We start from the raw sequence: 14,497 nt of genomic DNA, 5'->3' as shown, positions 1-14,497 counted from the left end.
TTCCGGATGAGGGAGGGCCCGGGTTCCGTGACGGAGGCCCGGGCCTTCCCCGTGCGTGCCGGCCACGCCCTCGCCATGGGCCCGAAAAGGGATCACTCGGTAGAATTCAGACGTGACGTGGGCTCCCGAGAGCGCCTCCGGCCTGATCGGGGCCGAGATCGCGGGCTACCGGGTGGAGCGCGAACTCGGCCGTGGCGGGATGGCCGTCGTCTACTGCGCCAAGGACCTGCGCCTCGGCCGTACGGTCGCCCTGAAACTGCTCGCCCCCGAGTACACCCGCAACGAGGCCTTCCGCAACCGCTTCGCCCAGGAGTCCCGGGTGGCCGCCGCCATCGACCACCCCAACATCGTGCCGGTCTTCGAGGCCGGCGAGGCCGACGGGGTGCTGTACATCGCCATGTGCTTCGTCGCCGGCCTCGACCTGCGCGCCCTGCTCGACCGCGAGGGCCCCCTCCCGGTGCCGGCCGCGCTGCGCATCGCCGCCCAGCTCGCCTCCGCGCTCGACGCGGCCCACGCCCGCGACCTGGTGCACCGGGACGTCAAGCCCGGCAACGTGCTGATCGCCAAGGGCGTCGACAGCGACCACCCGGAGCACGTGTACCTCACCGACTTCGGGCTGGCGAAGAAGTCCCTGTCGCTCACCGGGTTCACCACGGCGGGCGAGTTCGTCGGCACGCTGGACTACGTGGCACCCGAGCGGATCGCCGGGCGCCCGGTGGACGGCCGGTCCGACCAGTACAGCCTCGCCTGTGTGGTCCACGAGACCCTCGCGGGCGCCCCGCCCTTCCAGCGGGCGGACCACCTCGAGCTGCTCTGGGCCCACCAGTACGACCCGCCGCCCGCGCTGAGCACGGAGCGGCCGGACATCCCCGCCGCGGCGGACGAGGTGCTGCACCGGGCCCTGGCCAAGATTCCCGACGACCGCTACGACACCTGCCTGGAGTTCGTGGCGGCCCTGCGCGGCGCCGTCGGCGGGGCCGGCCGGGGCGGATCCACGCCGGTGTCGGCGGACCTGCCCCCGGCCGGCGCCTGCGCGGGCCCGGGCGCGGCGCGGGCCGAGACGCCCCCGCCGCCCGAGCCGCCCGAGCCTCCCGAGCCGCCCTCCTGGGCCGGTCCCGTGCTCCGGACGCCCCACTAGGGGCCGCGTCCCCCGCCGTCAAGTCCCGAGTCCTCGGAACATGACCCAGCCCTGCCGTTCCGGCGTACTTGAAGTGCGGGCCGCACCGGAGACACCGGACACCGACCAGGACCCGCGGAACGAGGCAGGAGAGAACCGTGAAGCACGTGATCAGGACCCGAGTGGTGAGCCAGTGGATGCGGGGAAGGCGGCTGGCCGCGATCGTCGTCTCGGCCGGTGCCGTTGCCGGAGGGGTGATGCTGCCGGCCGTCACCGCGAGCGCGGCCCCCGCGCCGACGGTCGCCCAGGCACCGGCGCACAAGGACCACGACCACCACGACCACCACGGCCACCACCACAAGCACTACTACTGCTGGTGGCACCAGGGGTACCACCAGTACGTCTGCAAGTGGGTCTGGGACGACCACTAGGCCCGGCCGACCCCCCCACCCCGCCGGTGCGGCCCACTGGACGTGTGGGCCGCAACGAGGCAGGAGAGAACTGTGAAGCGCATGATCAGGACCTGGGCGGAGCGCGGCTGGCTGCGGGGCAGGCGGCTGGCAGTGATCGCCGTCTCGGCCGGTGCGGTCGCTGGAGGCGCTCTGCTGCCCGCCGTCTCACCGACGGCGGTCCACGCCCCGGCGCACGAGCACCAGCACCAGGAGCACCACGGGGACTCCTTCTCCTGGGACTTCTCCTGGGACTTCTCCTGGGACTAGCCGCCCCCGCCCCGCCGCTCCCCGCGGCGGGGCGGGGGCGCGTCCGTGTGCGGGGTCAGAGCGTGGTCAGCGACTGCTCCGCCCACACCGTCTTGCCCACCCGGTCGTGCCGGGTGCCCCAGCGATCGGCGAGCTGGGCGACCAGCAGCAGGCCCCGGCCGCCCTCGTCGAAGATCCGGGCCCGCCGCATGTGCGGGGTGGTGCCGCTGGAGTCGTAGACCTCGCTGATCAGTTTGGTGCCCTGGTGGATCAGCCGGAGCCGGATCGGCGGGCGGCCGTACCGGATGGCGTTGGTCACCAGCTCGCTGACCATCAGCTCGGTGGTGAACGAGGCCTCCTCCAGGCCCCAGACGGACAGCTGGTCGGTGGCGTACCGGCGGGCCAGGGAGACGACCGTGGGCTGGTCGTCCAGCTGCCAGGAGGCGACCAGATCCTCGTGCAGCGCCCGGGTACGGGCCACCAGCAGGGCGATGTCGTCGTCGGGACGGTGGCTGAGCAGGTCGGTGAGGACCCGGTCGCACACCGAGTCCAGCGACTTCGCGGGGCGGCCGAGGGCGACGAACATCTTGTCCAGCGCCTCGTCGATGTCGTGGTCGCGGGCCTCCAGCAGACCGTCGGTGTAGAGGGCGAGCAGGCTGCCCTCGGGCAGTTCCGTCTCGAACGCCTCGAAGGGCAGCCCGCCCAGCCCGAGCGGCGGCCCCGCGGGCACGTCCAGGAAGCGGACGGTGCCGTCCGGGGTCACCGTGGCGGGCGGCGGATGCCCGGCCCGGGCCATGGAGCACCGGCGCGAGACCGGGTCGTAGACGGCGTACAGACAGGTCGTGCCGATGCCGCCGGCGGAGTCGGCGTCCGGGTCCGCGGTGCCCTCGTCGGCGGCGAGCCGCAGCACCAGGTCGTCCAGGTGGGTGAGCAGCTCGTCGGCCGGCAGGTCCACGTCGGCCAGGGTGCGCACCGCCGTGCGCAGCCGGCCCATGGTGGCGGAGGCACGGATGCCGTGGCCCACCACGTCGCCCACGACCAGTGCCACCCGCGCCCCGGACAGCGGGATCACGTCGAACCAGTCGCCGCCCACGCCGGCCCGGGTCGCGGCCGGCAGATAGCGGGTGGCGATCTCCAGGGCCTCCTGCTCGGGCAGCGTGTGCGGCAGCAGGCTGCGCTGCAGGGCCATGGTGGTGGTGCGGGACCGGGAGTAGCCGCGGGCCTGCTCGATGCCGGCGGCGGCCTTGGCGGCGAACTCCTCGGCGAGCCGCAGCTCCTCCGGGCCGAAGGGACCCCGTTCCGGGTGCCGGCCGAACAGGGCGACGCCGAGCGTGCCGCCCGGGGCGCGCAGCGGCACCGCCAGCAGGGCGTGCGCCCCGGACGCGCGCAGCCACGCGGCGCCCGGGTCCAGCGCCGCCCACTGGGCGACCGCCGGGTCCGCCGTGTCGTACAGCTGCGGGCCGGCCAGCGTCAGACAGCGGGCGGGCGGCGAGTCGGCCGGGCAGACGACCGCCTCGCCGACACCGGTGCCCACCGCGGACCCCGCGCCGTCCGGGACCGCGCGCAGGGCGGCCCGGCGCAGCACGAACTGTTCCGGCCCGGGGCGGCCGGCCTCGGTGCCGGTCAGCGGGGAGTCCAGCAGGTCGACGGTCATGGCGTCGGCCAGCCGGGGGACGGTGACCTCGCCGAGCTCCTGGGCGGCGCGGGTCTGGTCCGCCGCCGTCCCGACGGCCGAGTCGGACTCGGCGGGGGGACGGGGCCGGACGGCGGCCTCCTGGGACGGCTGCGCCACGGACAGGCAGACGGCCCGTACCCGGCCGTCGGCGTCCTTGAGCGGGGTGAGGGTGGTCCGGCCGAGGTCCGGGCCGAGCCGGCCCCGCGCCTCCTGCGGCCGGCCGGACTCCAGCGCCAGCCGCATCGCCCGGTGGGCCTCCTCGCTCGATGCCCCCGGCACGATGTGGGCGAGGCTCAGCCCGCGCATCGCCGCCTCGGGCAGGGCCAGGGCGCGCTCCAGCCGGCGGTTGGCGCGCACCAGGCGCAGCTCCGCGTCGAAGATCGCCAGGGGAAAGGGGGACTGGAGGAACGTCCACTCCTCCAGCGGTTCGCCCCGGGGCGGCTGGGGCCGGGCCGTCACGGCGCTCACCACGAGCCAGTCGGTGGCCCCGGTGCCCGAGGTGCGGCGGTGGGCGAGCACGCCGAGTTCCAGGTGCCGGCCGTCCTGGTGGCGCAGCGGGAGGGTGCCGTTCCAGCGGGTGCGGCCGGCCAGCATCCGCCGGACCGCCGCGGCGTCGGTGGCGAGCAGTGCGGTGGCGGGCCGGCCGACCACCGCCGGGGAGTCGTAGCCGAGCAGTCGCCGCGCGCCCTCGCTCCAGCCGGTCAGGATGCCCTGTTCATCGATGGTGGCCGTGGCCGTGTACGTCGACTGTCGCTCCATCGCCGCTCATCTCGCCCTTGCTCGGCAGGCTCTCCTGACCAGCATGATCCCGGGCGGCGCGGAGCACCAACGCAGCGCGGCGCAACCGACGGCCCCCGCCGGCGGGGGCCGTCGCCCGGGAGGAGTGGTGTGTCAGCCGAGTGCCAGTGCCTGGACCCGGTCCAGTGCTCCGTTGAACTTGTCGTGGTCGCCGACGGTGGGGCCGGACGAGGTGTACTGCCACATGGTGTAGTACGACCACCCGGCCGGCAGCGTCCCCGGGTCGGAGGCGTAGCGGGCGATCCACAGCGGGTTGTTCGCCGCGAAGCCGCCGTAGTTGCCGGTGCACTGGGTCCACCAGGTGGTAGCCGTGTAGATCACCGGGTACCGGCTGGTGCGCGACTTGTAGGTGTTGACGAAGTCGGTGATCCAGCCGACCATCTGGCTCGCGGTCTTGCCGTAGCAGGCGGCGCCGTACGGGTTCCACTCGATGTCGAGGGCGCCGGGCAGGGTCTTGCCGTCGCGGGACCAGCCGCCGCCGTGGTCCACGAAGTAGTTGGCCTGGGTGGCGCCGCTGGTGGTGTCCGGGGTGGCGAAGTGGTAGGCGCCGCGGATCATGCCGACGTTGTAGGAGCCGTTGTACTGCTGGGCGAAGTACGGGTTCGTGTAGTACGTGCCTTCCGTCGCCTTCGTGTACGCCCAGCGGACCCCGCTGTTCCACAGGGTCGACCAGGCGACGTTGCCCTGGTAGCCGGAGACGTCGACGCCCTCGGTCTGGGTGACGTCACCGGTGGTGGGCGTGCCGGCCTGGCCGTCGTGGGCGAGGACGCCCATGCCCATGTAGGCGGAGCCGCGGCTGGGCGTGCTCGCGGCCCGGGCGGAGGCGAGGGGGAGGGCGAGGGAGAGCGCCGCGAGCAGGGCCGTGAGGAGGACGGCGAGGGGACGCGGGCGGAGGGAGCGGGGGCGGGGGGAGCCGGGTCTGAGCACGGGCATGGCGTGCCTCCGGGGAGTGGGGTGGGGGGAGAGAGCTGTGTGGGGGGCTCACGACGCCGGCGCACCCACTGGCGTGGGCATGCCATTAAGGGCGTGGTAAAGAAGCTACGCACGTAGATACGGCGTGGGAAGGGGGTCCGGAGGACGCCGTTGGTCTACGCCTGCGAAATACTGACGGAGCTGGGGCTATGACGACTTTTGACAGAAACTTTCAGGACCGCGAAACCGAGCAGGGGTGCTGACGTGCACGAGGACGGAAACGACGGCGCGCACGGCGCCGCCGGCCAGATGACGCCCAGTGGTGCAGACCAGGAATTCCTGGCACTGGAGCGCGAGTTGACCGTGCTGCTCCGGCGCGCCCGCGCCAACCAGGGGGAGATGGCCCGGGAGGTCCACCCCGACCTGGAGTCCTCCGCGTACGGCCTGCTCATCCGGCTGGACGAACTCGGCGGTCAGCGGGCCACGGAACTCGCCGCCTACATCGGCGTCGGCAAGGCCACCATGTCCCGCCAGCTGCGGGCTCTGGAGGACCTGGGCCTGATCGCCCGCGAACCCGACCCCGCCGACGGCCGCGCCTGGCTCGTCACCCTCACCGAGGAGGGCCGCCGCCGCGTCGGCACGGTCCGCGAGGCCCGCCGCGCCCGCTACGTCCGCCAGCTGGCCCACTGGGACCGCCGCGAGGTCGCCGAACTGGCCCGGCTGCTCCACGAGCTGAACGGCGTCATGGCGAAATAACCCGGCCCCGGGGACGCCGCACTCACAGCTCCACGAAGACCACCGTCGCGTCGTCGTGCGTCTTGCTCCGCCCCAGGAACGCCCGCTCCTGGCGGTCCGCCGCCTCCAGCTCCCGTACCCGCTCCACCAGCGACCGGGCGCCGTCCTTGGCCACCACGTCGAACAGGGCCGTCCAGTCGCCCTCCCGGAACTTCTCCGTCCAGCGGGTCGCGCCGTCCGTCAGCGCGGCCAGCGCCCGGACCTCGCGCCGGGGCAGGACGCCGGTGACCGCCCGGGCGGCCACGGCGGGATCGGCGGCGGCCGTGAAGAAGCCGCCGTCCTTGTTGCGCAGGTTCGCGTCCACCAGGGCGTCGGTGGCGAGCGCGGCGCGCGGCAGTCGGGCCAGCCGGTCGTCCAGCACCGGGGTGACCGCGCCGTCGGCCCCCTGCACCAGCAGCGCCGAGTCGGACAGCACCAGGTACTCGACCTCGGCGGCGGACCAGCGGGTCAGGACGACGGTTGCCTGGGGGGTTCGTGGGTGAGAAAGGTCACAGGTGTCCGCGTGGGCGTCGGCCGTGCGCCGGATCGCCCGCGCGAGAATCTCCGGGAGCGTCAGATCTCGGCCGGAAACGGTCAGTTCGGTCAGCGCCCCGCCCAGGCGCGCGGTGAACCAGGGGACCGGATGGAGACAGCCCGTCCCACCGCTGGGCGGCGTCACCCCGTCCAGGACGATCACGCAACCGCCCTGTCCGGAGGCGGGTAGTCCGACACCGGCGAAGTCCTCGTTGGGGCGGGTCGCGTCGCCGGGTTCCGAAACGAGATCAGTGCGCATCCGGCCAGTCTGCACGAGCCCTTCACACCCGCTGCCAAAGGCCGGCGACCACTCGGCGAATTCTTGTGACCCCGCAGGTCAGGCGCCTGGTTTGGGCGGGAATGGGGCACTCCGGGAAGACGTGGTGGCGAATACTGCCAAAGCCTGCCGCGCGCGTCCAACCGGCCCACCGTTCAACAGCGCCGCACACGCCAGAGGAACTTGCCCGCCAACTCCCCTCCGATGTTCACTCCTTCGGGTGGCGGGTCAGGTGATGCGCGACCACTGCCCACCGGCGCTGGGAGGGTCGGGAACCGTACGAACCGGGTGTACGCACCACTTGGCACCGAGATGACGGGGTGCCACCCGGGCCCCTGGGTAGACGAGTTCAGGAATGCGAGCACCGGTGCAGAAGAAGCGGCCTCGGCGCACAGGCAGGCAGACGGCCCCCGAGGGGACCGTCCCCCAGACCCCCGTGGGCTCCGGCCGCCCCACCCATGTGCGCACCCGGCTGATCGTCGCCGTCGCCGTGGTGGCCGCCGCCGTGGCGGGAGCCGGCGCGCCCGCGCTGCTCACCGCCTCCGGGGACATCAGCGACTCCCAGGAGCTGGTGACGCTCGCCGCCCGCACCCAGGACGCGCTCACCCTCGCGCACTCCCTCGCCGACGAACGCGACGAGGTCACCTCGTACATCGCGGCCGGCCGGCCCAAGTCCAAGGCGCCCTCGGAGGACCGCAGCGCCCGCGTGGACCGGCAGGTCGAGGAGCTGCGCGCCGACACCGACACCCCGGCGGACCTGCGCACCACCCTCGACGGCATCGACGCGCTGCGCCGGGCCGCGCTCACCGGCAAGACCACCGCCCTGCAGACCCACCAGGCGTACTCGGCGACGATCACCGCACTGCACCGGCTCGCCGAGCAGCTGGCCGAGCAGATGCCCCCGCGGGCCGGCTCCGGCGCCCACGCCCTGGCCGAACTGGACTCCGCCGTCCAGCAGTCCGCCGCCGCCCGCGGCCTGCTGCTGGCCGCGCTGAACATCCCGTCCCGCACCCAGACGGTGATCGACCCCGCCACCGGCCTGCCCACCACCTCCGCCACCAGCAGCGCAGCGGACCGCAAGCAGCGCGACGCGCTCACCGTCGCCGCCCAGCAGGCCCGGCTGCGCGCCGACGCGGCCCTCGCCGACTTCCGCGCGACCGCGCCCAAGGCCGCCGTCGACTCCTACACCTCCACGGTCACCGGCCCCGAGGTCAACTCGGCCGAGAAGTACCTGTCGACGCTCACCGACCAGCCCACCCTCGCCGACAGCGAGCTGACGACCAGCACCAAGAAGCTGGACGCGGCCCTGTCCGCCCGCGTCGACCTGATGCGCGGCGCCGAGTCCGCGCTCTACGACCACCGCACCAAGGACCTCGAAAAGCTCCGGGACGACGACGTCACCGCCCTGGAGATCCGGGTCGCGGTCCTCGGCGCGCTGCTGCTGGTCGCGGTCGGCATCGCCACCGCCATGGCCCGCAGCCTGACCCGCCCCCTGTCGGTGCTGCGCCGCGGCTCGGCCCGCCTCGCCGAGGCCGAGGACCCGACGGCCCAGGACCCGATCGCCTTCACCGGCCGCAACGACGAGTTCGCCCAGGTGGTCCGCTCGGTCAACGCCCTGCACGCGCACGCGGCGGCCCTGCACGAGCGGGTCGCCACCCTCGAAACCGACCGCAAGCACCTGGTGGGCCAGCGGCAGAAGATGGCCGACGCCCGCGAGGAGCTGCGCGCCGAACTCTCCGACTCCGCCGCCCAGCTGGAGCGGCTGCGCACCAGCATCGGCTCCACCTTCGTCAACCTGGCACTGCGCACCCTGGGCCTGGTCGAGCGCCAGCTGGCCGTCATCGAGGGCCTGGAGGAGCGCGAACAGGACCCGGACCGCCTCGCCACCCTCTTCAAGCTCGACCACTTCGCCACGGTCATGCGCCGGCACAGCGAGAACCTCCTGGTCCTCGCCGGCACCGAGCACGTCCAGCAGCACCCCGGCCCGGTGCCGCTGGTCGACGTGGTCCGGGCGGCGGTCAGCGAGATCGAGCGGTACGAGCGCGTCCGCATCGCGGCCCTGCCCCCGCACGCCCACGTGGCCGGCTTCGCCGCCGACGACCTCTCCCACCTGCTGGCCGAACTCATGGAGAACGCCACCTCGTTCTCCCCGCCGGACCTGCCGGTGGAGGTCTCCGGCTGGCTCCTGGAGTCCGGCGAGGTGATGCTGTCGGTCCAGGACGAGGGCATCGGCGTGTCGGAGGACCGCCTCGCCCGCCTCAACGCCCGCCTCGCCGACTTCGACCCCGAGTCCCCCTACGACCAGGAGGGCGACGAGGGCCTCGGCCTCGGCCTGTACGTCGTCGCGCGCCTCGCCCACCGCCACGGCGTCCGCGTCCAGCTGCGCGAGCAGAAGCAGGGCGGCATCGCGGCGGTGGTCGTCCTCCCGTCCGGCCTCCTCACCGAGGCCCCGCCCACGGCCCTCCCGCCCCGGACCACCGCCCCCGGCGCCACGGGCACCCTCACCCTCCCCGGCGCCGACGCGGAGGCCAACTCCAACGTCCTCCCCACCCGCACGAAGCACCAGGACCCCCTGGTCGCCCTGGCGGAACACGCCGTACGGGAGGCCACCGAGGACGGCCACGAACAGGCCGACCAGCCCGCCGAGACGACGATGGAGCTGCTGCTCCCGGAGTCCCCGGCGGAGCACCCGGCGGTCGCCGACGGCGATGACACCCCACAGGGGCCGCCCGCACCCGACGGTGAAGCCCGCACGGGTGCCGCCGGTGGCAGCACGGACGCCGAAGGCGAAGCCGAAGCGAACGAACCCGCCGAAGCGCCGCAGGGCGAGGCGGAGGAGGAACGGCTCACCAGCAAGGGCCTCCCCAAGCGCACACCCAAGATCACCACCCCTGCCACCCCGCCCCGCCAGCGCAGCGCCTCCGTCGACGCGGAAGCCCTGCGCCGCAGGCTCGGCGGCTTCCGTCGCGGCGCCGAGGCCGGCTACCGCGACGTGGAGGTGGAGATCGCCGAACAGACGGCCAACACCAAGCGGCCGACCAGCCACGCACACGCCGAAGAAACCACGGGGGGCACAGCCGAGGAGGCAAGCAGTTGACCGCGCCCACTACCTACGGACTGAGCAGTGAAGCCCGCAACCTGCACTGGCTGCTGACCAACCTGGTCGAGGAAGTACCCGGCATCCAGTCCGTCGCCGTGGTCTCCTCCGACGGGCTGCTCCTGCTGTCGTCCGACCCGGGCCACACCGAGCAGTCCCGCCAGGCCCGACCCGCGAAGGGCCCCCGGGGCTCCTCCGCCGACCTCGCCACCATCGTCTCCGGCATCGGCAGCCTCACCGTCGGCGCCGCCAAACTGCTGGAGTTCGGCGGGGTCAAGCACACGATGGTCGCGATGGAGGAGGGCAGCCTGTTCGTGATGTCGATCAGCGACGGCTCACTGCTCGGCGTGCACGGCTCCGCCGAGTGCGACATGAGCGTCGTGGCGTACCACATGGCGCTCTTCGTCGGCCGCGCCGGCCACGTCCTGACGCCCGAACTCCGCAGCGAACTCCGCAAATCCCTGGAGGCCGAGTCGACGGGGAGCACCCGATGACCGGCACCTCGAAGAAACCGGGGAAGACGCAGCTCCCGGTCCGCGGCGGCGACCGCAAGCCCGCCCGCGTCCGCCCCTACTCGCTCACCGGCGGCCGTACCCGCTTCGGCCACGTCCTCCTCGTGGAGACCTTCGTGGCGGCGCTGGAGGCCCCGGAGGAGCGGAAAGAGCTGACGAGTGCGCCGCTCTCCGCCCGGGTCATGCCGGAGATGCGGGCCATCGTCGAACTGTGCCGCCGTATGCGCACGGTGGCCGAGATCGCCGCGCTGCTGAAGATGCCGCTCGGCGTGGTCCGCGTGCTCCTGAGCGACCTCGCGGACCAGGGAAAGATCCGTGTGTACGGCACCGGAACCGGTCACGGCACCGGCCGCCCGGACCGCGCTCTGCTGGAAAGGGTGCTGAGTGGACTCCGCCGTCTCTGACGCCACCGCCTCCTTCGGGGGCACCCCCCTCGTCGCCGGGTTCGCCGAGCCGGACGAGGACCTGAAGTCCTGGCAGACGGACCGAACCCGCGCGCCCATCGCGACGAAGATCGTGGTGGCGGGCGGCTTCGGCGTCGGCAAGACCACCCTCGTCACCTCCGTCTCGGAGATCACGCCCCTGCAGACCGAGGCGCTGATGACCGAGGCCAGCGAGGGCACCGACGACCTGTCGGCCACGCCGGGCAAGCTCACCACCACCGTGGCCATGGACTTCGGCCGCATCACGCTCGACGACGACCTGGTGCTCTACCTGTTCGGCACGCCGGGCCAGCAGCGGTTCTGGTTCATGTGGGACGACCTGGTGCGCGGCGCGATCGGCGCCGTCGTCATGGCCGACACCCGCCGTCTGAAGGACTGCTTCCCGGCGCTGGACTACTTCGAGAGCTGCGGACTGCCGTACGTCGTCGCGGTCAACCACTTCGACGGCAGCGAGCGGTTCGAGCCGGAGGACGTGCGCGAGGCCCTCACGATTCCTCCGCACATACCTGTCATGATCATGGACGCGCGGCGCCGGATCTCGGTGATCGAGACCCTCCTGGCCCTGGTGGCCCACGCGCTGGACGAAACCCCCGAGTAGTCCACGAACCGTCCCCAGCCCCCCGTAGGAGGCACCACCCGCATGCGGAAGATACTCGTCGTCGGGGCCGGCCAGTCCGGCCTCCAGCTCGCCCTCGGTCTGCAGTCGCACGGCTACGAGGTCACCCTCATGTCGAACCGGACCGCGGACGAGATCCGCTCCGGCCGCGTCATGTCCACGCAGTGCATGTTCGACACGGCGCTGCAGCACGAGCGTGACCTCCAGCTGAACTTCTGGGAGTCCCAGGCCCCGAAGATCGAGGGGATCGGCGTCTCGGTCGCCGCGCCCGGCTCGCACGACCCGGGCCCGACCCAGCGGGCGATCGACTGGGTGGGCCGGCTGGACGGGTACGCGCAGTCGGTCGACCAGCGGGTGAAGATGGCCGGCTGGATGGAGACCTTCGCGCAGCGCGGCGGCCAGCTGGTCATCCACGGCGCGGCCGTCGGCGACCTGGACTACTTCTCCCGCACCTACGACCTCGTCCTGGTCGCCGCCGGCAAGGGCGAGCTGGTGTCGATGTTCGCCCGCGACCCCGAGCGCTCCCCGTACGCCGAGCCGCAGCGGGCGCTGGCGGTGTCGTACGTCCACGGCCTCGGCCCGCGCCCGGAGCACCCGGAGTTCGACGCGGTCCGCTGCAACCTGGTCCCCGGCGTCGGCGAGCTGTTCGTCATGCCGACCCTGACCACCTCCGGCCGCGCCGACATCCTGTTCTGGGAGGGCATACCCGGCGGCCCGCTGGACGTCTTCAACGGCGTCAAGGACCCGGCGGAGCACCTCTCCCTGACCCTGGAACTCATGGAGCGGTTCACGCCCTGGGAGTACGCCCGGGCGACGAAGGTCGAACTCACCGACGCCGGCGGCACGCTGGCCGGCCGGTACGCCCCGACCGTCCGCAACCCCATCGGCCGGCTGCCCGGCGGCGGGCTGGTCCTCGGCGTGGCCGACGTGGTCGTCGCCAACGACCCGATCACCGGCCAGGGCTCCAACTCGGCGTCCAAGTGCGCGGCCGCGTACCTCGCGTCCATCCTCGAGCACGGTGACAAGCCGTTCGACGAGGAGTGGATGCGGCAGACGTTCGACCGGTACTGGGCCACCGTCCAGCACGTCACCAAGTGGACGAACGCGATGCTGGCGCCGCCGCCGGAGCACGTGCTGAACCTCATCGGCGCGGCGGGACAGCTCCAGCCGGTGGCGGATCGATTCGCCAACGCGTTCAACGACCCGGCCGACTTCGAGGACTTCTTCTACGAGCCCGAGAAGACGGCCGCCTACCTGGAGTCGGTGGCCGGGGCCTGACGGGGCCGTCCCCCTTTTGACACCTCTCACCGGCGGAGGGAGGCTGGGGGGAGGGGCCGGAGGGGGACGAGCCACGTAGGAGTTCCCATGGACGGTCGACGCGTACGCCTGGCGGTGCTGACGCCCCTGACGGTGTCGGCGTTGACAGTGCCGGCGTCGGCGGTCGCGGTGACGTCCGCCGCCCCGTCGGTCGCGGCGACGTCGCCCACCTGCGGTGTTTCGCGGGCCGACGGCATGATGCACCTGGAGGTCGTCGGCGAGGACTTCGAGCCGGACAAGGCCGTGTTCATCGAGTCCGCCCACGGAGCCGAGGGCACCGTGCGGACCGGTGCCGACGGCGCGTTCTCCGCGACGATCAGCCATGCCGCCGGCACCGTCAGTGCCCGGCAGGCAGGCGGTCCCGAGGTCAGGTGCGGCACGGCCGAGCAGGGGGCGCGCATGAACGCCCGGGAGCAGTACGCAGCGGGCTACAAGGCGGGTTACGCCGCCATGAAGAACGACTGCGACGTCCGGGACCTCAAGCGCGTCCCGGTCAACGACAACTTCCGGAACGGGTTCCGGGACGGCGCAGTCGCGGCGGAGAAGAAGTTCTGCGCGGACTAGGGGGTTTCGACCTGATCCGAACGAACCCCCCTAGCCCCGCCCTGTCGGACCGGGACGCACCGCGCCGAGGATCGGGTAGCCGGCGATCGGGGAGACCGTGACCTTCTCGCCCGGCCTCGGTGCCTGCACGACCCTCCCCTCGCCCACGTACATCGCCACGTGCGTCGCCTCGGGGAAGTACACGACCAAGTCGCCCGGCCGGAGCTGCTTCAACGGGACCCGCTCCAGCTGCTCCCACTGCTCCTGGCTGGTGCGCGGGATCGGGGTCCCCGCGTGGGCCCAGGCCTGCGAGGTGAGGCCCGAGCAGTCGTACGCGTCGGGGCCCTTCGCCCCCCACGCGTACGGCTTGCCGATCTGCTCCAGGGCGTAGTGGACCGCGCGGTCGCCCGCCGGTGAGGCCGGGCGGTCGGCGGGGAGGGCGCCCGCGGTGGTGAGCCTCCGCTGGGCCTCGGTGACCCCCTGCTGTTCCAGGCGGGCGATCGCGGCGAGCTGGTCCGGGGTGAGGCCGGCCAGCAGGCGTTCCACGTCGGCGAGTCTCGTCCGGACGTCGTCGCGCTGCCGTTTCTGCCGGCCGGCCAGGGCGAGCTGGGTGTCGAGGGCCTTGCGGGCCGCGCGGGCCAGCGCGTCCTTGCGCTTCTCGGTGGTCGCCAGCCGGGTCACCGTACGGACCCGCTCGCGTGCCAGCCGGCCGATGAGGTGGCCCTCGTCCAGCGCGTGCTGCGGGTCGGGTGCGAGCAGGAGCCGCACGTACGGGCCGAGGCCGCCGCTGTTCTGGTACTGCTGCCGGGCCAGGCGTCCGGCGTCGGTCCGGCTGCCCTGCAGGGCGAGCCGGGCGCGGGACAGTTCGCCGTCGAGCCGGGCCACCTCGGCGCGCTGCCGCTCCAGCTGCTCGGTCGTGGCGTTGTAGGTCTCCGTGGCCTGTTCGGTCTGCCGGTACAGCCGCTGAAGGTCCGTCAGCAGCTGGGCCACGGACCGCTGCGGGTCCGGCGCGGCCACGGCCGGTACGGGCACGAGAACGGCCTGGGCCGCCACCGTGGCCGCACAGGCCAGCCGCAGGAGGCTTCCTGACACGTCATCACCTCTGATGGTGGGATAGTCGCAAAGGTGATAATCGGACGCGTCGGTACGGGGTGGGGGCCAGGCCCGCGCGGTGCGGCGCGGCG

14 protein-coding genes are annotated in these 14,497 nt (G+C 73.2%); 10 read left to right on the top strand and 4 right to left on the bottom strand.

Annotated features, from left to right (window positions below; all coding sequences use genetic code 11):
- Nucleotides 1–112: 112 nt before the first annotated feature.
- The 3 genes from ACZ4U1_RS27290 to ACZ4U1_RS27280 all read left to right on the top strand — a co-directional run bounded on the left by ACZ4U1_RS27290 (nucleotide 113) and on the right by ACZ4U1_RS27280 (nucleotide 1,836).
- Nucleotides 113–1,138, top strand: a complete 1,026-nt coding sequence (locus ACZ4U1_RS27290) for a serine/threonine-protein kinase (protein WP_467906767.1) — start codon at nucleotides 113–115, stop codon at nucleotides 1,136–1,138.
- Between the two features lie 146 nt (nucleotides 1,139–1,284).
- Nucleotides 1,285–1,548, top strand: a complete 264-nt coding sequence (locus tag ACZ4U1_RS27285) for a hypothetical protein (protein ID WP_467906766.1) — start codon at nucleotides 1,285–1,287, stop codon at nucleotides 1,546–1,548.
- Nucleotides 1,549–1,629: 81 nt separating this feature from the next.
- A complete protein-coding gene (locus ACZ4U1_RS27280; RefSeq protein ID WP_467906764.1) occupies nucleotides 1,630–1,836 on the top strand; it encodes a hypothetical protein in 207 nt (68 codons plus the stop codon).
- Between the two features lie 55 nt (nucleotides 1,837–1,891).
- Here ACZ4U1_RS27280 and ACZ4U1_RS27275 read toward each other — a convergent pair whose 3' ends face one another.
- Nucleotides 1,892–4,249 (bottom strand): SpoIIE family protein phosphatase, encoded by a 2,358-nt coding sequence (locus ACZ4U1_RS27275; RefSeq protein ID WP_467906763.1) that lies wholly within the window; start codon nucleotides 4,247–4,249, stop codon nucleotides 1,892–1,894.
- 132 nt (nucleotides 4,250–4,381) lie between these two features.
- Complete coding sequence (locus ACZ4U1_RS27270) at nucleotides 4,382–5,221, bottom strand: lysozyme (protein ID WP_467906762.1); 840 nt, start codon at nucleotides 5,219–5,221, stop codon at nucleotides 4,382–4,384.
- A 243-nt stretch (nucleotides 5,222–5,464) separates the two neighbouring features.
- Between ACZ4U1_RS27270 and ACZ4U1_RS27265 the strand changes: the two genes are divergently transcribed.
- Nucleotides 5,465–5,956, top strand: coding sequence for a MarR family winged helix-turn-helix transcriptional regulator (locus tag ACZ4U1_RS27265; protein ID WP_467906761.1), 492 nt, complete (start codon nucleotides 5,465–5,467; stop codon nucleotides 5,954–5,956).
- A gap of 22 nt (nucleotides 5,957–5,978) precedes the next feature.
- Here ACZ4U1_RS27265 and ACZ4U1_RS27260 read toward each other — a convergent pair whose 3' ends face one another.
- Nucleotides 5,979–6,767, bottom strand: a complete 789-nt coding sequence (locus ACZ4U1_RS27260; protein ID WP_467906759.1) for a protein phosphatase 2C domain-containing protein — start codon at nucleotides 6,765–6,767, stop codon at nucleotides 5,979–5,981.
- A 385-nt stretch (nucleotides 6,768–7,152) separates the two neighbouring features.
- On the opposite strand from ACZ4U1_RS27260, the gene ACZ4U1_RS27255 reads away from it, so the two are divergent.
- From ACZ4U1_RS27255 to ACZ4U1_RS27230, 6 genes are all read left to right on the top strand, one after another.
- The gene (locus tag ACZ4U1_RS27255; protein WP_467906757.1) at nucleotides 7,153–9,882 is read left to right on the top strand and encodes a sensor histidine kinase; all 2,730 of its coding nucleotides are present in this window, start codon (nucleotides 7,153–7,155) and stop codon (nucleotides 9,880–9,882) included.
- Complete coding sequence (locus ACZ4U1_RS27250; RefSeq protein WP_467906755.1) at nucleotides 9,879–10,376, top strand: roadblock/LC7 domain-containing protein; 498 nt, start codon at nucleotides 9,879–9,881, stop codon at nucleotides 10,374–10,376. Before ACZ4U1_RS27255 ends, ACZ4U1_RS27250 begins: the two co-directional genes overlap by 4 nt.
- The gene (locus ACZ4U1_RS27245; RefSeq protein ID WP_467906753.1) at nucleotides 10,373–10,798 is read left to right on the top strand and encodes a DUF742 domain-containing protein; all 426 of its coding nucleotides are present in this window, start codon (nucleotides 10,373–10,375) and stop codon (nucleotides 10,796–10,798) included. Before ACZ4U1_RS27250 ends, ACZ4U1_RS27245 begins: the two co-directional genes overlap by 4 nt.
- Nucleotides 10,779–11,435, top strand: coding sequence for a GTP-binding protein (locus ACZ4U1_RS27240; protein ID WP_467906751.1), 657 nt, complete (start codon nucleotides 10,779–10,781; stop codon nucleotides 11,433–11,435). The genes ACZ4U1_RS27245 and ACZ4U1_RS27240 overlap by 20 nt, the downstream gene beginning before the upstream one ends.
- 42 nt (nucleotides 11,436–11,477) lie before the next feature.
- Nucleotides 11,478–12,731 carry a styrene monooxygenase/indole monooxygenase family protein gene (locus ACZ4U1_RS27235; RefSeq protein ID WP_467906749.1) on the top strand — a complete coding sequence of 418 codons (1,254 nt, stop codon included), beginning with the start codon at nucleotides 11,478–11,480 and terminating at the stop codon, nucleotides 12,729–12,731.
- Nucleotides 12,732–12,818: 87 nt separating this feature from the next.
- Nucleotides 12,819–13,334, top strand: a complete 516-nt coding sequence (locus ACZ4U1_RS27230; RefSeq protein WP_467906747.1) for a hypothetical protein — start codon at nucleotides 12,819–12,821, stop codon at nucleotides 13,332–13,334.
- Between the two features lie 30 nt (nucleotides 13,335–13,364).
- On the opposite strand, the gene ACZ4U1_RS27225 is transcribed toward ACZ4U1_RS27230, so the two are convergent.
- Entirely contained in the window at nucleotides 13,365–14,405 is a 1,041-nt protein-coding gene (locus ACZ4U1_RS27225) for a C40 family peptidase (RefSeq protein ID WP_467906745.1), read from the bottom strand.
- Between the last annotated feature and the right edge of the window lie 92 nt (nucleotides 14,406–14,497).

Source organism: Streptomyces sp. NPDC028928 (genome assembly GCF_055564915.1).
Note: the sequence above shows the minus strand (reverse complement) of the source record. Positions and strands in the feature narration are given on the sequence as shown.